At 71.0% G+C, this 20,334-nt stretch carries 17 protein-coding genes; 8 read left to right on the forward strand and 9 right to left on the reverse strand.

The features are described from left to right. Nucleotides 1-32 precede the first annotated feature (32 nt). The 3 genes from cydD to ACZ7HT_RS07640 are packed head-to-tail and all read right to left on the reverse strand — an operon-like array spanning nucleotide 33 to nucleotide 6,166. Entirely contained in the window at nucleotides 33-3,608 is a 3,576-nt protein-coding gene (cydD, locus tag ACZ7HT_RS07630) for a thiol reductant ABC exporter subunit CydD (RefSeq protein ID WP_471161184.1), read from the reverse strand. A gap of 29 nt (nucleotides 3,609-3,637) precedes the next feature. Further along, entirely contained in the window at nucleotides 3,638-4,639 is a 1,002-nt protein-coding gene (cydB, locus tag ACZ7HT_RS07635; RefSeq protein WP_471161187.1) for a cytochrome d ubiquinol oxidase subunit II, read from the reverse strand. 18 nt (nucleotides 4,640-4,657) lie between these two features. Further along, complete coding sequence (locus tag ACZ7HT_RS07640) at nucleotides 4,658-6,166, reverse strand: cytochrome ubiquinol oxidase subunit I (RefSeq protein ID WP_471161189.1); 1,509 nt, start codon at nucleotides 6,164-6,166, stop codon at nucleotides 4,658-4,660. Nucleotides 6,167-6,367: 201 nt separating this feature from the next. Between ACZ7HT_RS07640 and ACZ7HT_RS07645 the strand changes: the two genes are divergently transcribed. Next, nucleotides 6,368-6,748: a cyclophilin-like fold protein gene (locus ACZ7HT_RS07645; RefSeq protein ID WP_471161191.1), complete on the forward strand. Its 381-nt coding sequence runs from the start codon at nucleotides 6,368-6,370 to the stop codon at nucleotides 6,746-6,748. Here the strand turns inward: ACZ7HT_RS07645 and hisC are convergent, their stop codons facing one another. Then, nucleotides 6,749-7,846 (reverse strand): histidinol-phosphate transaminase, encoded by a 1,098-nt coding sequence (hisC, locus tag ACZ7HT_RS07650; RefSeq protein ID WP_471161194.1) that lies wholly within the window; start codon nucleotides 7,844-7,846, stop codon nucleotides 6,749-6,751. 392 nt (nucleotides 7,847-8,238) lie between these two features. Here hisC and ACZ7HT_RS07655 point away from each other — a divergent pair, with 392 nt between their 5' ends. The 3 genes from ACZ7HT_RS07655 (at nucleotide 8,239) to ACZ7HT_RS07665 (ending at nucleotide 12,133) form a co-directional block, all read left to right on the forward strand. Beyond that, nucleotides 8,239-9,345, forward strand: coding sequence for a LacI family DNA-binding transcriptional regulator (locus ACZ7HT_RS07655; RefSeq protein ID WP_041130217.1), 1,107 nt, complete (start codon nucleotides 8,239-8,241; stop codon nucleotides 9,343-9,345). A 934-nt stretch (nucleotides 9,346-10,279) separates the two neighbouring features. Continuing rightward, a complete protein-coding gene (locus ACZ7HT_RS07660; RefSeq protein WP_471162148.1) occupies nucleotides 10,280-11,344 on the forward strand; it encodes a metallophosphoesterase in 1,065 nt (354 codons plus the stop codon). Between the two features lie 162 nt (nucleotides 11,345-11,506). Continuing rightward, the gene (locus ACZ7HT_RS07665; protein WP_471161198.1) at nucleotides 11,507-12,133 is read left to right on the forward strand and encodes a hypothetical protein; all 627 of its coding nucleotides are present in this window, start codon (nucleotides 11,507-11,509) and stop codon (nucleotides 12,131-12,133) included. Nucleotides 12,134-12,250: 117 nt separating this feature from the next. Here the strand turns inward: ACZ7HT_RS07665 and thiC are convergent, their stop codons facing one another. Further along, nucleotides 12,251-14,047, reverse strand: a complete 1,797-nt coding sequence (thiC, locus tag ACZ7HT_RS07670; RefSeq protein ID WP_471161201.1) for a phosphomethylpyrimidine synthase ThiC — start codon at nucleotides 14,045-14,047, stop codon at nucleotides 12,251-12,253. 200 nt (nucleotides 14,048-14,247) lie between these two features. Between thiC and ACZ7HT_RS07675 the strand changes: the two genes are divergently transcribed. After that, nucleotides 14,248-15,633 carry a YibE/F family protein gene (locus ACZ7HT_RS07675; protein ID WP_471161204.1) on the forward strand — a complete coding sequence of 462 codons (1,386 nt, stop codon included), beginning with the start codon at nucleotides 14,248-14,250 and terminating at the stop codon, nucleotides 15,631-15,633. A gap of 85 nt (nucleotides 15,634-15,718) precedes the next feature. Here the strand turns inward: ACZ7HT_RS07675 and ACZ7HT_RS07680 are convergent, their stop codons facing one another. The 4 genes from ACZ7HT_RS07680 to ACZ7HT_RS07695 all read right to left on the reverse strand — a co-directional run bounded on the left by ACZ7HT_RS07680 (nucleotide 15,719) and on the right by ACZ7HT_RS07695 (nucleotide 18,162). Then, complete coding sequence (locus ACZ7HT_RS07680) at nucleotides 15,719-16,159, reverse strand: SsgA family sporulation/cell division regulator (protein WP_116159950.1); 441 nt, start codon at nucleotides 16,157-16,159, stop codon at nucleotides 15,719-15,721. A gap of 138 nt (nucleotides 16,160-16,297) precedes the next feature. Continuing rightward, entirely contained in the window at nucleotides 16,298-17,062 is a 765-nt protein-coding gene (locus ACZ7HT_RS07685; RefSeq protein ID WP_471161208.1) for an IclR family transcriptional regulator, read from the reverse strand. A 252-nt stretch (nucleotides 17,063-17,314) separates the two neighbouring features. Next, complete coding sequence (locus ACZ7HT_RS07690) at nucleotides 17,315-17,533, reverse strand: DUF5326 family protein (RefSeq protein WP_471161211.1); 219 nt, start codon at nucleotides 17,531-17,533, stop codon at nucleotides 17,315-17,317. A gap of 311 nt (nucleotides 17,534-17,844) precedes the next feature. Further along, the gene (locus ACZ7HT_RS07695) at nucleotides 17,845-18,162 is read right to left on the reverse strand and encodes a cupin domain-containing protein (protein WP_030685701.1); all 318 of its coding nucleotides are present in this window, start codon (nucleotides 18,160-18,162) and stop codon (nucleotides 17,845-17,847) included. Nucleotides 18,163-18,213: 51 nt separating this feature from the next. Between ACZ7HT_RS07695 and ACZ7HT_RS07700 the strand changes: the two genes are divergently transcribed. Genes ACZ7HT_RS07700 through ACZ7HT_RS07710 form a run of 3 tightly spaced genes read left to right on the forward strand, consistent with a single transcriptional unit; the run spans nucleotide 18,214 to nucleotide 20,228 of the window. After that, nucleotides 18,214-18,591 carry a phage holin family protein gene (locus ACZ7HT_RS07700; protein ID WP_359511526.1) on the forward strand — a complete coding sequence of 126 codons (378 nt, stop codon included), beginning with the start codon at nucleotides 18,214-18,216 and terminating at the stop codon, nucleotides 18,589-18,591. Nucleotides 18,592-18,600: 9 nt separating this feature from the next. Next, entirely contained in the window at nucleotides 18,601-19,092 is a 492-nt protein-coding gene (locus ACZ7HT_RS07705; RefSeq protein WP_471161216.1) for a low molecular weight protein-tyrosine-phosphatase, read from the forward strand. Then, a complete protein-coding gene (locus ACZ7HT_RS07710; RefSeq protein ID WP_471161219.1) occupies nucleotides 19,089-20,228 on the forward strand; it encodes a cystathionine gamma-lyase in 1,140 nt (379 codons plus the stop codon). The genes ACZ7HT_RS07705 and ACZ7HT_RS07710 overlap by 4 nt, the downstream gene beginning before the upstream one ends. The last annotated feature ends 106 nt before the right edge of the window (nucleotides 20,229-20,334 follow it).

The following is a 20,334-nucleotide window of genomic DNA, read 5'->3' on the forward strand; positions in this document are numbered from 1 at the left end:
TGAGCCTAGTAAGTCCTATTTGGCGAGAAAAGTCAGCCGCTCGCCACCGCCGCCGTGAGCAGTCCGGTCTCCCGCTCCTGCTCCAGCATCCGGCGCAGCGGGCCGTCCGCCTCCGCGAGCTCGGCGTACGGGCCGCGCTGCACGGTCCGGCCCCCGTCGAGGACCACCACCTCGTCGACGGCGTCGAGTCCGTGCAGCCGGTGGGTGATGAGGACGGTGGTGCGGCCCTCGGTGGCCCGGAGCAGATCGTCGGTGAGCGCGTCGGCGGTGGCCAGGTCCAGGTGCTCGGCGGGTTCGTCGAGGACGAGGACCGGGAAGTCGGCGAGGAGGGCCCGGGCGAGCGCGAGCCGTTGCCGCTGGCCCCCGGAGAGCCGGGAGCCGTGCTCGCCGACGAGCGTGTCGAGTCCGGCGGGCAGTCCGTCGACCCAGTCGAGCAGCCGGGCCCGGCGCAGCGCCTCGCGCAGCTCCTCGTCGTCGGCACCGACCTTGGCGAGCCGCAGGTTCTCGCGGACGGAGCTGTCGAAGAGATGGGCGTCCTGGGCGCAGAGCCCGACGAGCCGCCGCACCGCGTCGCCGTCGAGCTCCCGGGCGGGCACGCCGCCGAGCCGGTACGTGCCGTGCTCCGCGTCCAGGAACCGCAGCAGCACCTGGGCGAGCGTGGTCTTGCCGGATCCCGACGCGCCGACGACGGCGACCCGGCGCCCGGCCTCCAGGGTGAGCCCGAACCCGTCGAGCGCGAGCCGCTCCTGCCCGGCGTGCCGGGCCGAGAGCCCGGCCAGCTCCAGCGGGAACGGGCTCGCCGGGGGAGCGGCGGGCGTCCGCGGTTCCTGTACGGGGACGGGGGCGTCGAGCACCTCGAAGACCCGCTCGGCGCTGCGCCGGACCCGCTGCCGGTACTGGACGGCGAGCGGAAGCCCGGTGACGGCCTCGAAGGCGGCGAGCGGCGTCAGGACGATCACGGCGAGGGCCACGCCGTCGAGCCGCCCGTCCCGTACGGCCTGGACGCCGACGAGCGCGGCGGCCGCGACCGTCAGGCCGCAGACGAGGGCCGAGAGTCCGGCGCCGAGCGCGGTGGCGGCGGCCTGCCGGGAGGCGATGGAGGTCAGGGCGCGGTCGGCGTCCCTGGCCCGCTCGATCCGGCCCCGGAGCGCACCGGCGACGGTCAGTTCGGCGCAGCCGCGCAGCAGATCGGCCACGGCGGTGGCGAGCGTGCCGCGCGCGGGGGCGAGCCGCCGCTCGGCCCGGCGGGCGAGGGCCCCGCCGGCGGCCGGCACGGCGACGCCCGCGACCAGCAGGCCGACGGCGAGGACGGCCCCGGCCTCGGGCAGCATCCAGGCGGTGAACCCGACGGAACCGACCCCCACGAGCAGCGCGGCGCCCACCGGGAGCAGCCAGCGCAGCCAGTAGTCCTGGAGCGCGTCGACGTCCTGCACGAGCCGCGCGAGGAGGTCACCGCGCCGGGTGCGGCCAAGGCCGGCCGGGGCGATCCGCTCAAGCCGCCGGTAGACGGAGACGCGCAGGTCGGCGAGCATCCGCAGGACGGCATCGTGCGAGACGAGCCGCTCGGCGTACCGGAAGGCGGCCCGCCCGATCCCGAAGGCGCGCGTGGCGGTGACGGCCATCATCAGATAGAGCACGGGCGGCTGCTCCGAAGCCCGGGAAATGAGCCACCCGGACACAGCCATGAGCCCCACAGCAGACCCGAGCGCCAGACTCCCGAGCAGCAGCGCGAGCGCAACCCGCCCCTTGAGAGCCCCGGCCATGCTCCGGACACGCCCGAGCACCGTCGCCCGGGTGGTGGGCAGGCGTTCCGCCAGGGGCGATGGGAGTCCCCCCTGCTCGATCGAAGCCGAGAGCTCGGGTGAGGGTGGGCACACGCCCGCACCCGCGTCGGACCCGGCGCCCCCAGGACCCCGGACGGTCACCCCCGGGGCCTCCGCACCGACAGGCCCCGCACCGACCCCGGCCCCACCCACCGTCACCACCCGGTCCGCGACGGCGAGCAGCGCCGGCCGATGCACGACCAGCAGCACCGTCCGCCCGGCGGCGAGCCGCCGCACCGCCTCCACGACCCCCGCCTCGGTGACACCGTCCAACGCCGCCGTCGGCTCGTCGAGCAGCAACAACGGCCGGTCCGCCAGAAGCGCCCGGGCCAGCGCGAGCCGCTGCCGCTGCCCCGCCGAAAGCCCCGCACCGTCCTCGCCGAGGACCGTGTCCAGCCCCCGCGGCAGCCCCGCGACGAACCCGTCCGCCCCCGCGTCCCGCAGGGCGTCCCGCACGGCCTCGTCGGAGGCGTCCGGCCGGGCGAGCCGTACGTTCTCGGCGACCGTCCCCGCGAAGAGGTACGGCCGCTGCGGCACCCAGGCGATCCGGGACCGCCACTCCTCCAGGTCCAGCGACCCGAGGTCGACGCCCCCGACCCGTACCGAACCGCCCTCCTCTGGAACGGCGAACCCGAGCACCACATCGAGCAGCGTCGACTTCCCGGCCCCGCTCGGACCGACCAGGGCCACCGTCTCGCCGGGCTCTACCGTCAGCGACATCGCGTCCAACGAGGGCTCCGACCGCCCCGCATGGCGCACGGTCACCCGGTCGAGCTCCAGCCGCACCGAGTCCGGCACGGACCCCGTACCGGCACCCCGCACCGGGGCTTCGAGCACCTCGAAGATCTCCTCCGCCGCCGCGAGCCCCTCCGCCGCCGCGTGGTACTGCGCCCCCACCTGCCGCAGCGGAAGGTACGCCTCGGGCGCCAGGATCAGGATGACGAGCCCCGTGTAGAGATCGAGCTCACCGTGGACGAGCCGCATGCCGATGGTCACGGCGACGAGCGCGACCGACAGGGTCGCGAGCAGCTCCAGGGCGAAGGAGGAGATGAAGGCGATCCTCAGCGTGCGCATCGTCGCGGCGCGGTACTCCGAGGTGATCGCCCGGATCGACTCGGCCTGGGCCTTCGCCCGGCCGAAGATCTTGAGGGTGGGAAGGCCGGACACCACGTCCAGGAAGTGCCCGGAGAGCCGCGAGAGCAGCTTCCACTGCCGGTCCGTCCGGGCCTGGGTGTACCAGCCGATGAGGATCATGAAGACCGGGATGAGCGGCAGCGTGACCACGATGATCGCCGCCGAGACCCAGTCCTCGGTGACGATCCGGGCAAGGACCGCCACCGGCACGACCACCGCGAGACCCAGCTGCGGCAGATAGCGGGCGAAGTAGTCGTCGAGGGCGTCCACGCCCCGGGTGGCGAGGGCGATCAGCGAACCGGCCTTCTGGCCGCTCAGCCACCCCGGCCCGAGCGCGGCCGCGCGGCCGAGGAGCCGGCCGCGCAGCTCGGACTTGACCGCCGCGCTCGCCCGGTGGGCGGCGCGCTCGGTCAGCCAGGAGACGAGCCCCCGCGCCACCGCCACTCCGGCGAGCAGCAGCAGAGCGGTGGTCAGACCGGAAACCGACTGGGCCTTCTGGAAGGCCCCCACCACGATCTCGGCGATGAGCATCGCCTGGGCGATGACCAGCGCCGCCCCGACGAGGCCGAGCACGACCACCGCGATGAGGAAGAGACGGGTGGCCCTGGCGTATCGGAGCAGACGCGGGTCGATCGGTTTCACGTGAAACATGCCCCTCTAGTGAGCGGTGAGCGTCGGCCCTAGTGGGCGTCGGCGATGTGCTGCGTACCGATGCGCTTGCGGAACACCCAGTAGGTCCAGCTCTGGTAGAGCAGCACCAGCGGGGTCGCGATGCCCGCGCACCAGGTCATGATCTTGAGCGTGTACGGGGTCGACGACGCGTTCGTCACGGTGAGGCTCCACTCGGGGTTGAGCGAAGACGGCATGACGTCCGGGAAGAGCGCCAGGAAGAGCATCGCCACGGCGGCGGCGACGGTCAGTCCCGACAGCGCGAACGACCAGCCCTCGCGCCCCACCCTGATGGCGGCGATGGCACCGACCAGCGCCATCACGGCGACCAGCATCGCCGCGAGGCTCCAGCTGTCGCCCGCGTGGACCTGGGTCCAGATCAGGAAGCCCAGCGCGAGCACCGCCGTGATCAGGCCCAGCTTGAACGCGAGCGCCCGCGCCCGCGTCCGGATGTCCCCCACCGTCTTGAGCGAGGCGAACACCGCGCCGTGGAAGGTGAAGAGGGTCAGCGTGACCAGGCCGCCGAGGAGCGCGTACGGGTTGAGCAGGTCCCAGACGTTGCCGACGTACTCCATGTCGCCGTCGATCTTCACGCCCCGGACGATGTTGCCGAAGGCCACGCCCCAGAGGAACGCGGGGATCAGCGAGGTCCAGAAGATCGCCTGCTCCCAGTTGCGCTGCCAGCTCTCCTCGGGCCGCTTGGCCCGGTACTCGAAGGCGACGCCCCGGACGATCAGGCAGACCAGGATGATCAGCAGCGGCAGGTAGAAGCCGGAGAACAGCGTCGCGTACCACTCGGGGAACGCGGCGAAGGTCGCGCCGCCAGCGGTGAGCAGCCACACCTCGTTGCCGTCCCAGACGGGTCCGATGGTGTTGATGAGGACCCGCTTCTCGGCCCGGTCGCGGGCGAGCAGCCTGGTCAGGATGCCGACCCCGAAGTCGAAGCCTTCGAGGAAGAAGTAGCCGGTCCAGAGGACGGCGATGATGACGAACCAGACGTCGTGGAGTTCCATGCCTCGTTCTCCTGAGCCTCAGTACGAGAAGGCCATGGGCCGGTCGGGGTCACGGGAGTCCCCGCCGATCTTGGTGGGCGGGTTGAGGTCGTCCTCGGTGAGCTCCGGCGGGCCCGCCTTGACGTACTTGACGAGGAGCTTGACCTCGATGACGGCGAGAATCGCGTAGAGCGCGGTGAAGACGATCATCGAGGTGAGGACCTCGCCCTGGGAGGTTCCGGGGGAGACCGCGTCACGGGTGCGCAGCACGCCGTAGACGACCCAGGGCTGACGGCCCATCTCGGTGAAGATCCAGCCCCAGGAGTTGGCGATCAGCGGGAACGCCATCGTCCAGAGGGCGATGATCCAGTACCACTTGCCCAGGCGGGGGTTGAGCGCCTTCCGCCTGAACAGGACCAGGTTCGGCACTTCGTCCTCACCGGTCCGCATCCCCGGGGCCAGCATGAACTTCTTCCGGGTCAGCCAGAGACCGACCACGCCGACGGCCAGCGAGGCCATGCCGAAGCCGATCATCCAGCGGAAGCCCCAGTAGGCGACGGGGATGTTGGGCCGGTAGTCGCCGGGCCCGAACTTCTCCTGCTCGGCCTTGTTGACGTCGTTGATGCCCGGGACGTACGAGCTGAAGTCGTCGTTCGCGAGGAAGGACAGCAGGCCCGGGATCTCTATGGCGACCGTGTTGTGGCCCTTCTCGACGTCGCCGTAGGCGAAGACCGAGAAGGGTGCGGGCGCCTCGCCGTCCCAGAGCGCCTCGGCGGCGGCCATCTTCATCGGCTGCTGCTTGAACATGACCTTGCCGAGCAGGTCGCCGCTGATGGCGGTGCCCATGCCGGCGATGATCAGGGTGATCAGGCCGAGCCGCAGCGAGGTCCGCATGATCGGGATGTGCTTCTTGCGGGCCAGGTGGAAGGCGGAGATGCCCACCATGAACGCGCCGCCGACCAGGAACGCCGCCGTCATCGTGTGGAAGAACTGGCTGAGCGCCGTGTTCTGGGTGAGCACGTGCCAGAAGTCGGTGAGCTCCGCCCGGCCGCGTTCCTTGTTGATGCGGTAGCCCACGGGGTGCTGCATCCAGGAGTTGGCCGCCAGGATGAAGTACGCGGAGAGGATCGTGCCGATCGACACCATCCAGATGCAGGCGAGGTGGATCTTCTTCGGCAGCTTGTCCCAGCCGAAGATCCACAGACCGATGAAGGTCGACTCGAAGAAGAAGGCGATGAGCGCCTCGAAGGCGAGCGGGGCACCGAAGATGTCGCCGACGAACCGGGAGTAATCGGACCAGTTCATGCCGAACTGGAACTCCTGCACGATTCCGGTGACCACACCCATGGCGATGTTGATCAGGAAGAGCTTGCCCCAGAACTTCGTCGCCCTGAGGTACTTCTCCTTCTCCGTGCGCACCCAGGCGGTCTGGAGCCCGGCCGTGAGCGCGGCGAGGGAGATCGTCAGGGGGACGAAGAGGAAGTGGTAGACGGTGGTGATGCCGAACTGCCAGCGCGCCAGAGTCTCTGGCGCCAGAGCTAGGTCCACGACGTCTTCTCCTTACATCGCGTGGTCACGTCGGCAGTTTGCCCCTTTAGTCCCACCTGTTTCGGGAGGAACGGGACACGCTTGTGAACGCGTTCACATTCACAAGCATTATGGCTCATACGAAATCCGTACCGTAGGGCGGGGTCCTGTACCGAAGGTCACATCTTCCCAAGGCCTTCAACATATTGTTGAATCCGGGCCATGACCCTTCGGATACGCATCTCCTGGCCGGCCGGACACACCACGGCCACTCTCGACGAAACCCCCACGAGCAAGGCGCTCGCGGGGGTTCTCCCGATCTCCTCCACCGCCCGGACCTGGGGCGAGGAGGTCTACTTCGACACTCCGGTCTCCGTCCCCGCCGAGGACGGCGCGCGTCAGGTCGTGGACCCGGGCACGGTGGCCTTCTGGACGGACGGCGACGCGCTCGCCCTCCCCTACGGGCCCACCCCGATCTCGCGCGGGGACGAGTGCCGGCTCGCGAGCCCCTGCAACCTGCTGGGCGCGCTCGACGGCGACCCGCGGATCCTGGCCACCGTCAGGGACGGCGACCCGATCCGCGTGGAGCTCGTCGGCGGCTGATCAGCCGTCCTTGCGGAAGCCCTCCGCCGCCTTCAGGAACAGGTCGTTGGCCTCGCACTCACCGATCGTGACGCGCACGCCCTCGCCCGCGAACGGCCGCACGATCACGCCGTGCCGCTCGCACTCCGCCGCGAAGTCCATGGTCCGCTCGCCGAGCCGCAGCCAGACGAAGTTCGCCTGGGCGTCCGGCACGGTCCAGCCCTGGGCCACGAGCCCCGCGTGGACCCGCTCGCGCTCCGCCACCAGCGAGCCGACGCGCCCGAGCAGTTCGTCCTCGGCGCGCAGCGAGGCCACCGCCGCGTCCTGCGCCAGCTGGCTCACGCCGAACGGCACCGCCGTCTTGCGCAGCGCCGCCGCCACCGGCTCGTGGGCGACCGCGAAGCCGACCCGCAGCCCCGCCAGGCCGTACGCCTTGGAGAAGGTGCGCAGCACGGCGACGTTGGGCCGGTCGCGGTAGAGCTCGATGCCGTCCGGGATCTCGCGGTCGCGGACGAACTCCTTGTACGCCTCGTCGAGCACGACCAGGACGTCGGAGGGCACCCGGTCCAGGAAGCGCTCCAGCTCCGCGCGGCGCACCGCGGTGCCCGTGGGGTTGTTGGGGTTGCAGACGAAGATCAGCCGGGTCCGGTCGGTGATCGCCTCGGCCATCGCGTCGAGGTCGTGCACCTCGCCCTCGGTCAGCGGCACCTGCACGGAGGTGGCCCCGCTGATCTGCGTGATGATCGGGTACGCCTCGAAGGAGCGCCAGGCGTAGATCACCTCGTCGCCCGGGCCCGAGGTGGCCTGGAGCAGCGACTGGGCGACGCCGACCGAGCCGGTGCCGGTGGCGATGTGGGAGACGGGCACGCCGAACCGGTTCGCCAGCTCCTCCGTCAGGCCGGAGCAGGCCATGTCGGGGTAGCGGTTGAAGTTCGCGGCGGCGGCGAGGGTGCTCTCCATGACCCCCGGCAGCGGCGGGTAGGGGTTCTCGTTGGAGGACAGCTTGAAGGCCACGGGACCGCCCGCGGCGGCCGGCTTGCCCGGCTTGTAGGTGGGGACGCCGTCCAGCTCGGCGCGCAGCTTGGGGCTGCCGGTGCTCGTCCCGCTGGTCTCGCTCACAGTGTGGCCTCCTCGACCGTACGTACCGCCAATACTCCTCACCTTAAGAGGATTCGCCCCCGCTGCGAATGGGTTGTGGACAACAGGAGGAACACGCTGTGGATACGGCCCCCGCTCCCGGCCCGGCCGAGGGGGAGCGCGCGGGCGGGTGGCGTGCGCCGGTGGCGGGCGCCGTGGCGCGCATCCCCCGTAGAGGTGAGTTGAGACCTCTTCGAGACCTCGCCCCCTCGCCAGGCCTACGCCGTTCGATGACCATAGATCACACGCGAACGGCCCTAACTACCTTTGATTCACTACCCTTTGACCCTTCTCGATCATGCAGAAACGTGCCTGTCAACGCCTGCATATGCGGCCGTCCCGACGACCCCTCATCGCCCTACTATCGGCTCGCCATGACAGCAGCAGGGAAGCACCAGGTGAGCCGGGCACAGACCCGGGGAAGCCGGCAGGGCCGGGCAGGCATCCGGGACGTGGCCGCCGCCGCCGGGGTCTCCATCACGACTGTCTCCGACGCGCTCAACGGCAAGGGCCGACTCCCGGACGCCACCCGCCGCCACGTCCGCGAGGTCGCCGACAGGCTGGGCTACCGCCCATCCGCGGCGGCCCGCACGCTCCGTACCGGCAAGTCGGGACTCATCGGCCTGACCGTGACCACGTACGGGGATGAACCTTTCACCTTCACCGAATTCGCGTACTTCGCGGAGATGGCCAGAGCAGCCACATCGGCGGCACTCGCCCGGGGCTACGCCCTGGTCATCCTCCCCGCCACCTCCCGCCATGACGTCTGGTCGAACGTCGCCCTCGACGGCACCGTCGTCATCGACCCCTCCGACCACGACCCGGTCGTCACCGAACTGGTCCGCCAGGGCCTGCCCGTCGTCTCCGACGGACGCCCCGCCGGCACCCTTCCGGTCACCGCCTGGGTCGACAACGACCACGAAGCCGCCGTCCTCGACCTGCTCGACCACCTCGCCGACGCCGGCGCCCGCCGGATCGGCCTCCTCACCGGAACCACCACCGACACGTACACCCGCCTGTCCACCACCGCGTACCTCAACTGGTGCGAGCGGGTGGGCCAGGACCCCGTCTACGAGGCCTATCCGGCGCACGACCCGTGCGCGGGCGCCGTCGCGGCCGACCGGCTGCTCGCCCGCCCGGACCGGCCCGACGCCGTGTACGGCCTCTTCGACCCCAACGGAACCGACCTCCTCGCGGCCGCCCGCCGCTACGGACTGCGCGTCCCGGACGACCTGCTGCTGGTCTGCTGCAGCGAGTCGACCGTCTACGCCACCACCGAACCGCCCATCACGACCCTCTCGCTCAAACCGCGCCGGATCGGCACGGCCGTCGTCCAGCTCCTCATCGACGCCATCGAGGGGATCGACACCGACGGACCGGTCGAGCAGGTGATACCGACCGAACTGATCGTCCGCACCTCCTCGCAGCGGCGTTCGCCCCGCACCACGGTCAGCCCGCCGCGCTCACCCGCCAAGGACTGAACCGCCTCCGTCCGACCCGCCGTCCCCGTCCCTGCCCGAGGGCAGGGACGGCGAAACCGGTCACCGCACCTGCTTCGACCCTGGACCGGACCTTCTCAATTCGGGCGAAACAACCGGTGAACCCGGAGTGGACCCGGATTCACCACCCTGGTGCGTCACACGGAAGGGCCCTCATTCCTATGATGGGCGGACGACACCGCGGACCACTCCGACCAGGCCGGTCCGCGATGTGCAGGGCGTCGCGACGGTGGTGGAGGGGTCGATGACTCAGGGGGCCGGGCAGGAGCCCGTGGTGCGCACGGCGACATTGCGCGACTTCCGCGTACCTCCGTACGCCCGCGTGCCCGTACAGGGCCACGCCGCCGAACCGCCGAGGGGCGAGCACGCCCCCGACGAACACGTCCCACCCACGGAGCTCCGCTCCCCCACCGAACACTTGGCCCCCGCCACCGACCCGGCACCGGCCGAGCACCCGGTCCTGGCGGCACCGCCGGCAAGGGCCGAGCACCCGGTCCTCGCCGCGCCCCTGGCACGTGCCGAGCACACCGCCCCCGTCGCACAGCCGGCATCGACCGAGCACCCGGCACCCGCCGAGCACCTCCCGCCGGTCGCCCCTTCGCCGGTCGAGGCCGTCCCGATGCCGGCACCACCGACCGAGGCCGCGCCGCTCCAGGCACCGCCGCTCCAGACACCGCCACTCACGGCCGCCCCGACCGCAGCCCTCGCGGCCGAGTCCTTCCCGGCAGCGCCCCCCGCCGCGCCGCAGGCATCCGCGCCCCCCGCCCCGCCGCAGGCCCCCGCCGCCGCCCCGCAGGCACCGGCACCCGCGCCCGCCGCCGCACCGCTCCGGGCCGCCGCGCCCCAGGCACCGGCACCCGCATCCCCCGCCGCGCCCCAGGCCCCCGCGCCCGCCCCGCCGCAGGCCCCCGCTCCCATGCCCGCCGACCCGACGATCCTCCTGGGTCAGCGGCTCGCACCCGGGTACACCACCGCCACGACCGGGTCCTCGATCGTCTCCGTCGCCACCGGGCATCCCGGCAACGCCTTCCCCGAGGGGGAGCCGCCCGAGGGGTACACCCCGACCGAGCGCGACCTCCCGGTCATCAAGCGCGGCGACACCGTCCAGGTCCCCGTCACCCCCGAGCCGGCCCCCGCCCCGGAGCCCGCGAACGGCGACGGACCCGGCCCGCTGTACGTCGTCGGCGACGTCCACGGCTACCTCGACGAGCTCCTCGCCGCCCTCCGCGCCCAGGGCCTCATCGACGAGAACGGCGGCTGGGCCGCGGGCAACGCCCGGCTCTGGTTCCTCGGCGACTTCACCGACCGCGGCCCCGACGGCATCGGCGTCATCGACCTCGTCATGCGCCTCTCCGCCGAGGCCGCCGCGGCAGGCGGCTACTGCAAGGCCCTCATGGGCAACCACGAGCTGCTGCTGATCGGCGCCAAGCGCTTCGGCGACACCCCCGTCAACTCCGGCGCGGGCACCGCCACCTTCCAGGCCGCCTGGCTGCTCAACGGCGGCCAGAAGCACGACATGGACCGGCTCCAGGACGTCCACCTCCAGTGGATGTCCCGGCTCGACGCCGTGGTGAGCGAGGACGACCACCTCCTCCTGCACTCGGACACCACCGCGTACCTGGAGTACGGCCAGACGATCGCGGACGTCAACGACACGGTCCACGAGATCCTCACCCGGAACGACGCCGACGAGGTTTGGGACCTCTTCCGGAAGTTCACCAGGCGCTTCGCGTTCCGCGACGAGGGCGGCCCGCAGGCCGTCCAGGAGCTGCTCTCCACGTACGGCGGCAGCCGGATCGTGCACGGCCACAGCCCCATCCCGTACCTCCTCGGCCAGGTCGGCACGGAGGACGGCGAGGACAGTTCGGGCCCGGTCGTCGACGGACCGCACGTGTACGCGGACGGTCTCGCGATCGCCATGGACGGCGGAGTGACCATGGCCGGAAAGCTACTGGTCGTCCAACTCCCGCTGAACGGCTGACGCATAACCCTGCGCATCCGGGGAAGTCGATTTCCGGAAACACCCTGTCAGGCTGTGGCGTCACCGCAATACCATCGGGTCATCCGTAGCAGGCTCTCCTCCGTTTCCGCCCAGCCGAGCTTTTCCGACGGCTGATCCTGGCGGCCCACGGAGCATCGGGGGATGCACATGAACGTGGCTCCGCACCTGCTGACCGAGGACCGCGCCGAGTACGAGCGGCTCCTCGACGACGCACTGAGCACCGCCCACGCACGTCCGGAACTCGCCGGAGCAGGAACGAGGCTGACGATCGCCCAGCTGCGTGCCATGACGCTGAACGCGACAGCGCTCGTCACCACCGCCGCGGCGAGCGAGTACGACCACTTCGTGAAGGTCCGCGAGCAGAACCGTGCCGCCTTCGGGGCCCGTACCCCCCGGGCGGAACCCGGCACGGGCGCCGGTGTCGTCGCCATCGTCACCGTGATGGTGCCCGTCCTCGCGGGCACGGCCGCCGCGATATTCCTGCTGGTCGGAGGCGTTCTGCACGCCCTCGCCCCGAGCGTGGTGTTCGGCGGGACGCTGCTGACGGCAGGGCTCGTCTTCGCCGCCCTGGCCGCGGCCGGCCTGCTCTCCGCGGGCGTCGGGCTCCTCGTGACCGCCCTCCGCAACGCACCCGCGGAGGCCCCGCCCCTCGACGACGAACTCACCCGCGCCCGCGAGGCCTGGCGCCACGCCCTCCTGGAACGGGGCATCGTTCCCTTCCTCCGCGACGCCCTCGCCGCCGCGGCACCCCCGGAAGCACTCGGCTAGGCCGCACGCCGCCGCGGGCACCCCCGGACGCGCTCGGCTAGGCAGCCTGCGGCCGCGGCACCCCCGGACGCGCTCGGCCAGGCCGCACGCTCCGGGGGACACCCCGACGTCAGGGGATCAGTCCGCCAGCGGCAGGTAGAGCCGGTTGCCCTGCGCGGCGAACTCGGCCGACTTGGCCAGCATCCCCGCCCGGGCCTCTTCCTCGCCGGCCTGCGGGTCCTCGCCGCCGAACTGCTCGGTGATGCTCCGGCTGATCTTCATCGAGCAGAACTTCGGACCGCACATCGAGCAGAAGTGCGCGGTCTTCGCGGGCTCGGCCGGCAGCGTCTCGTCGTGGAACTCGCGGGCCGTGACGGGGTCCATGGCCAGGTTGAACTGGTCCTCCCAGCGGAACTCGAACCGCGCGTCCGAGAGCGCGTCGTCCCACTCCTGCGCGCCCGGGTGCCCCTTGGCGAGGTCCGCCGCGTGCGCCGCGATCTTGTACGTGATGACGCCCGTCTTCACGTCGTCCTTGTTCGGCAGGCCCAGGTGCTCCTTGGGCGTGACGTAGCAGAGCATCGCCGTGCCCCACCAGGCGATCATCGCCGCGCCGATGCCCGAGGTGATGTGGTCGTACGCGGGCGCGACGTCCGTGGTCAGCGGGCCGAGCGTGTAGAACGGCGCCTCCTCGCAGATCTCCTGCTGGAGGTCGATGTTCTCCTTGATCTTGTGCATCGGGACGTGCCCCGGGCCCTCGATCATCGTCTGCACGTCGTGCCGCTTGGCGATCGTGTTCAGCTCGCCGAGCGTGCGCAGCTCCGCGAACTGTGCCTCGTCGTTGGCGTCCGCGATCGAGCCGGGACGCAGGCCGTCGCCGAGCGAGTACGTGACGTCGTACGCCGCGAGGATCTCGCAGAGCTCCTCGAAGTTCGTGTAGAGGAAGTTCTCCTGGTGGTGCGCGAGGCACCAGGCGGCCATGATCGAGCCGCCGCGCGAGACGATGCCGGTCTTGCGGCGCGCGGTGAGCGGCACGTACGGCAGGAGCACGCCGGCGTGCACGGTCATGTAGTCGACGCCCTGCTCGGCCTGCTCGATGACCGTGTCCTTGTAGATCTCCCAGGTCAGCTCCTCGGCCTTGCCGTCGACCTTCTCCAGGGCCTGGTAGAGCGGCACGGTGCCGATCGGCACGGGGGAGTTGCGCAGCACCCACTCGCGGGTGGTGTGGATGTTGCGGCCGGTGGACAGGTCCATGACCGTGTCGGCGCCCCACTTGGTCGCCCAGGTCATCTTCTCCACCTCCTCCTCGATGGAGGAGGTGACGGCGGAGTTGCCGATGTTGGCGTTGACCTTCACCAGGAACCGCTTGCCGATGATCATCGGCTCGCTCTCCGGGTGGTTCACGTTCGCCGGCAGCACGGCGCGGCCCGCGGCGATCTCCTCCCGTACGACCTCGGGGGAGACGTTCTCGCGGATCGCGACGTACTCCATCTCCGGGGTGATCTCGCCCCGGCGGGCGTACGCGAGCTGGGTCACGGCCTGGCCGGTGCGGCCGCGGCGCGGCAGCCGGGGGCGGCCGGGGAACACGGCGTCGAGGTTCTTCAGCCCGCCGCCGCGCGGCGAGGTGTGCTTGATGCCGTCGTCCTCGGGGCGGACCGGGCGGCCCGCGTACTCCTCGGTGTCGCCGCGCGCGATGATCCAGTTCTCGCGCAGCGGCGGAAGGCCCCGCCGGACATCGGTGTCGATGGCGGGGTCGGTGTACGGGCCGGACGTGTCGTACAGCGTCACGTCCTTGCCGTTGGTGAGGTGCACCTGGCGGACGGACACCCGGAGGTCGGGGCGCGAGCCCTGGACGTACCCCTTGTGCCAGCCCGGCGTGCGCTCGCCCTGGCCGTCGTTCTGGTCGGAGGCAGGCGTGCGTGCATCCTGAATGGTCATGAGACCGATCTCCCTACGCCGGCATTACCCGGTAACAGGTTCGGCGGTCGGCGCAGCCTCCTCCCGTACGTGCGTACGGTGATCAGCGCCCTCTCAGCCCGGTGCTCCGAGCTCCCGCGTGTGCAAAGGTGCCACCCACGCTAGCGTCCTCCCGGGCGTGCTGAACAGTGGGCCCCCGCCGTTCTTGCGATGATCGGCCGGTGACCTCCCCCCAGCAGACCCCTCAGCAGACCCCCCGGCCACAGGGCTACGCCCCCGATCCAGGACACGCACCAGGACATGGCCATGGACACGGCGGCGAGCACGGTCATGGGCACGGCGGCGGGCACGGCCACAGTCACAGCCACGGGCCAGCCGCCCCCGTCTCGCGGCATCTGCGCAAGGTCATCGCCGCGGTCCTGATCCCCTTCGCCGCCGCCGTCGTCGTCGGGCTCGCGGTCCTGTGGCCGGGCGGCGCCCCGGCGCACGAGCGCACAGGCGTCGGCTTCGACCGGCAGACCCAGCAGGGCGAGGTCGTCTCCGTCGAGCACGTCGACTGCAAGGACGTGAACGCCTCCCAGGTCTCGCCGACCGGCGACAAGGCGGCCAAGGCCCCCGGCGGGGAATGCGAGAAGGCGACGGTCGAGGTCACCACCGGCCCGGACAAGGGGCGCAGGTTCGTCGAGATCGTCCAGCCGGACGCACCGCGTCAACTGGACGAGGGGCAGGGCGTGGTGGTGGCGTACGCCCCCGACGCCCCGCGTGACCTGCAGTATTCGGTGGTCGATGTGAACCGCAAGGTGCCGATGGCGCTGCTCGCCGGCATCTTCGCCGTCGCGGTCGTGGTGGTCGGCCGGATGCGCGGTCTCATGGCGCTCGTCGCACTCGCCGTGAGCTTCCTCGTACTGACGTACTTCATCCTGCCGGCGATCCTGGAGGGGTCGAACCCGCTGGTCGTGGCGGTGGTCGGGTCGAGCGCGATCATGCTGCTCGCGCTCTACATGTGCCACGGCCTCTCGGCCCGCACCTCGGTCGCCGTGCTCGGCACGCTGATCTCGCTGCTGCTGATCGGTCTGCTGGGCTCGCTCTTCATCGGCTGGACCTCGCTCAGCGGCAACACCGACGACTACACCGGACTGATCCACGGCCTGTACCCGGAGATCGACATGTCCGGTCTGCTGCTCGCCGGGATCATCATCGGCTCGCTCGGCGTGCTCGACGACGTGACGGTGACCCAGACCTCGGCGGTCTGGGAGCTGCACCAGGCCGATCCGGGCATGGGGCCGCGCGGCCTGTACCGGGCCGGGATCCGGATCGGCCGCGACCACATCGCCTCGGTCGTCAACACGCTGGTGCTCGCCTACGCGGGTGCCGCCCTGCCGCTGCTGCTGCTCTTCTCCATCGCCCAGAGCAGCATGGGGACGGTGGCCAACAGCGAGCTGGTCGCCGAGGAGATCGTCCGGACCCTGGTCGGGTCGATCGGTCTGGTGGCGTCCGTTCCGGTCACCACGGCGCTCGCGGCCCTGGTCGTCTCCGCCGACCGGCCGGCGTCCGGGGGCGGGACGCCGACGGTGGTACGGGGAGGGCGGCGCCGTCGCGCCAAGTGAGGCGTGCGTACGGAGGGTTCGGGCCGGCCCGGCTCGGGGAGAGGGTCCGGCTCGGAGAGGGCGTCCGGCGCGGGACGTACGTTCCTCAGGCGGGGCCGGCGTTCTCCTCGGCCAGAATCCGGCCGAGCGCGGCCTCCAGATGGTCCTCGAAGTCGCCGAGCGTCCGCTCCTGGCCGAGCGGAACCAGCTTGTCCGTGCGGTCGAGGAATGCCACCAGGGGCGGCGCGCTGGCCCGGAACAGCGCGCGATCACCGCCCACCTGGAGTCTGATGGAGACGTCCGAGAGCCCCTCGGGCTCCGTCGGGGCGATGTGCACGTCGCCGTCCCCGCTCGGCCGGTTGATCCCGTCGAGCAGCAGCTCCCTTCCGAAGGCCCAGGTCACAGGCGCGTCTCCGGGAAGGTGGAAGGTCATCCGCACCGCGTAGGGATCCCGGGTCTCATATCGGAGTTCGACCGGGATCCTGAAGGAGAGCTCCTCGGAGACGAGGAAGCTCATCAGTACCTCGGCCTGAACCGACTCTCGCATCATGTACCCCGCAGTAGATGAAGCAGTTGTGTAAACACGGCTGCTGAAAGCTGTGACCGAAACGGCCAGGAATGATCCCCTGTGGCCCTCTTGACGCAATCGTGCTGTACGCGTTAGCAGATCACAAGGAGTGATTTTTCAGATACTGATAGAGAACGCGAGGGAACTGAAGAGCCTCCCGATCTCCGTGCGTAGTCGCTCGACTGCTGGGAGCAACCGTTCTTCCTGGTGGAGGGGGAGGGAAATCGCCATTGCGCCCGCCGCGGAGCCCGCGGTGATGGGGATCGCGGCACAGACCGTGCCGAGCGCATATTCCTGACGCTCTACCAGGGGTTCCATTCGCCCCAAACCGCCCAAACGCTCCAAAAGGACACGGCGATTACGCACCGTGTACGGAGTGATGGCTTCCACCGGGTGGCGGTCGAGGTGGTCTTGACGGGATTTCTGATCGAGTTGACTCAGCAGGCACTGCCCGATCGCATGGGCGTGCGCGGTCTCACGGAAATCGGCCCATTCCTCCACCGCGGGATTGGAAGGGGTGTCGGAGACGGCGACGAGCTCGATCTCCCCCTCGCGGTAGAGGGCGAAGTAGATGGGTACGCCGATCTCGTCCCGCCAGCGGGCCAGGGAGTCTTCGATCTTGATGCGACGATTCTGCACATCTCCGCCGCCGGCCAGTCGGACGGCGGCGTCGCCAAGGACGAACACACCCTTGTCGCGGACCAGATAGCCCTCGTGCGTCAGGGTGCGGAGCAGGTGGTACGTGGTGGGGAGCGGAAGGCCCGTCTCGCGGGCGAGCTGTTTGGCCGGGGCGCCCTCCGCATGGGAGGCCACCGCCTCCAGGAGTCTCAGCGCCCGCTGCACCGAGCCGATCAAAGTAGGCGCAGCCGTCTGCGTAGCCATGGCCAAAGGTCACCCCCAGGCGTGACGACGGATGCAGTGCACCCGCCCGCGGGGGCCGCCCCCGCGCGCCCGCCGGGCCTGGGAAACCGCTGGTCAGTACCGAGGTCTACACCTGTAGTCCCCCACGCGGCGGAGAGATTCCACTCTAGTGGCAGCCCCGGGACCGACACCCGGATTAGACCGGCGGGTTCCCTCGCCCGGGCTAATGCCCTCCGTCGCGCTCAACCGATGAGTAGCTTGTGCTACCGGTCGCTACCAGTCCTGCCGCGAGCGGGCGGAGGAGCTGAACTTCCTCACGACGTAGATCAGTCCAGCGACGAGGGCCGCGAAGAGCAGCACCTTGAAGAGCAGACCGACCACGAAGGCCAGGACGCTGGTGATCAGCCCGCCGAAGACGAGCAGGGCGAGAAGGGGTATGGCGACCCACTTCACCCACCAGGGCATCCCCGCGAGAATCTCCTGTACGGCCATCGTCCCTACCTCGCTCTCGAAGAACCGCCCGGCGCACTCCGCGCCGAACACCCCCAAGGCTAGGGGCGGGACACAGCCCGTGGGGGCCCCGCGGCCCCCGCTCTCCCCTGATCCGCCCCCTAGGGGGTCGGCCCGCGCAGCCCTGAGTCCAGGTCGGCCCGCGGTCCGGCTCGGCCCTCGGTCCCGCCCGGCCATCGGTCTCACGCAGCCCTCGGTCCCGCGCAGCCCTCTGGCGGTCCTCGGTCCTCCGGCGGTCCTCGGTCCCCCGGCGGTTCTCGGTCCTCCGGCGGTCCTCAGCTCTCCAGCGGCCCTCAGCTCTCCGGCGGGGAGAAGACCACCATGACCCGCAGGTCCTCGCTGATGTGGTGGAAGCGGTGCTCCACCCCGGCCGGCACGTAGACCACGCTGCCGCGTGCCACCTGGGTCGTCTCCGTCCCGACCGTGATCGCCGCCCGGCCGCTGACCACGAAGTACACCTCGTCCTGGCCGTGCGGCTGCTGCGGGTCGAGCTCCCCGGCGTCGAGCGCGTACAGGCCCACCGACATGTTCCGCTCGCGCAGGAACTGGAGGTACGCGCCCTTGTTGGCGGCGCGCTCCGCCTCCAGTTCATCCAGCCGGAATGCCTTCATCGCCTGCTCGCCCCTGCCGTAAGCCCGATCATGTCTGCCACGATCAGACACATGAAGAATTTCGTAGTCAAGACGCTCGCGAACGCGGGCGCGCTGGGAGTCGCCATCTGGCTGCTCCAGGACATCACCCTGACCGGTGAGAGCACCGGGAAGAAGGCCTGGACCCTCATTCTCGTGGCCCTCGTCTTCGGCCTGGTGAACTTCCTGGTCAAGCCGATCGTCAAGCTGCTGACACTTCCCCTCTTCATCCTGACGCTCGGCCTGATCACCCTCGTGGTCAACGCCCTGATGCTGCTCCTCACGTCCTGGCTGGCCGAGCAGTTCGACCTCAGCTTCCACGTGGAGGGCTTCTGGACCGCCGTCCTGGGCGGTCTGATCATCTCCGTCGTCTCGTGGGCGCTGAACATCGTGCTCCCCGACGGCGACTGAGTGGGGACCATGGCCTACCGCGTCTGCTTCGTCTGCACGGGCAACATCTGCCGCTCGCCGATGGCCGAGCACGTCTTCCGCCGCCGGGTGGAGGAGGCCGGCCTCGGCGAGCTGGTGGAGATCGACAGCGCGGGCACCGGAGGCTGGCACGAGGGCGACACGGCCGACCCGCGCGCGGTCGCCGTGCTCGACGAGAACGGATACACCTCGGCGCACACCGCCCGGCGGTTCCGGTCCTCGTGGTTCCCCGCCCTCGACCTGGTGATCGCCCTGGACGAAGGGCATCTGCGGGAGCTCCGGGAGCTCGCCCGCACCCCCGACGAGGCGGCGAGGATCCGGCTCCTGCGCTCCTACGACCCGGCCGCCGGCGCCGGACTCGACGTCCCCGACCCCTATGCCGGGGGCCGCGAGGAGTTCGAGGAGTGCCTGGTGATGGTGGAGGCCGCGAGCGAGGGACTGCTCGCGGCCGTACGCGCGGAACTGGAGGAACGGACACCGTGAACGACGACGAACTCGGCGACGGCACCCGGGCGGTACGGGCCGGGCTGCCCGAGCCGGTGAAGTACGAGCCGACCCTGCCGGGGCCGGTCTTCGCGGCCCACTTCCACCTGCCGGGCGAGCCGACCGGCCCGTACACCTACGGCCGCGACGAGAACCCGACCTGGACCCATCTGGAGCGGGCGATCGGCGATCTCGAGGCGCCGGGGGAGGAGGACGTGGAGACGCTGGTCTTCGCGTCCGGCATGGCCGCGATCTCGGCCGTCCTGTTCTCCCAGCTGAAGGCCGGCGACACGGTCGTGATGCCGGCCGACGGCTACCAGGCCCTGCCTCTCGTGCACGAGCAGCTGCGGGCGTACGGCGTCGAGGTCCGCACCGCGCCGACCGGCGGCGACGCCCAGCTGTCCGTCCTGGACGGGGCGAAGCTGCTGTGGATCGAGACCCCGTCCAACCCCGGTCTCGACGTGTGCGACATCCGCCGTCTGGTGCGGGAGGCCCACGCGGCCGGGGCCCTCGTCGCCGTCGACAACACCCTCGCCACCCCCCTCGGCCAGCGCCCGCTCGACCTGGGTGCGGACTTCTCCGTCGCCAGCGACACCAAGGGCATGACCGGGCACGGCGACATCCTGCTCGGCCATGTGAGCTGCCGGGATCCCCAGCGGGCGGCGGAGGTACGGCGCTGGCGCAAGATCGTCGGCGCCATCCCCGGTCCCATGGAGGCCTGGCTCGCCCACCGCTCGCTCGCCACGCTCCAGCTGCGGATCGACCGCCAGTGCTCCACCGCCCTCGCGCTGGCGCGGACGCTCGCCGAGCGCGCGGACGTCACCGGGCTGCGCTACCCCGGACTGCCCGGCGACCCCTCGCACGCGGTGGCCGCCCGGCAGATGCGGCGCTTCGGCCCGGTGGTCTCCTTCGAGCTGGCGGACCGGAAGCGGGCCGAGCGGTTCCTCGAGGAGCTGCGGCTCGTCGACGACGCCACCAGTTTCGGCGGCGTGCGCTCCACAGCGGAGCGGCGCGGGCGCTGGGGCGGGGACGCGGTCACGGAGGGCTTCATCCGCTTCTCGGTCGGAGCCGAGGACCCGGAGGACCTGATCGCCGATGTGCTGCGCGCCCTCGACGAGGCCGGGAGCGCGGGCTGACCGCACGGACGAGGGCGCTCCGAACCTCCCCCCTCGTGGCTCGGAACGCCCTCGGTTCCACGCGCGGAGACCGCCTGAACAAGGCTAGTTGACTGTGCGTCAGTGT

The sequence above is a fragment of the Streptomyces sp. NPDC037410 genome (assembly GCF_055602235.1).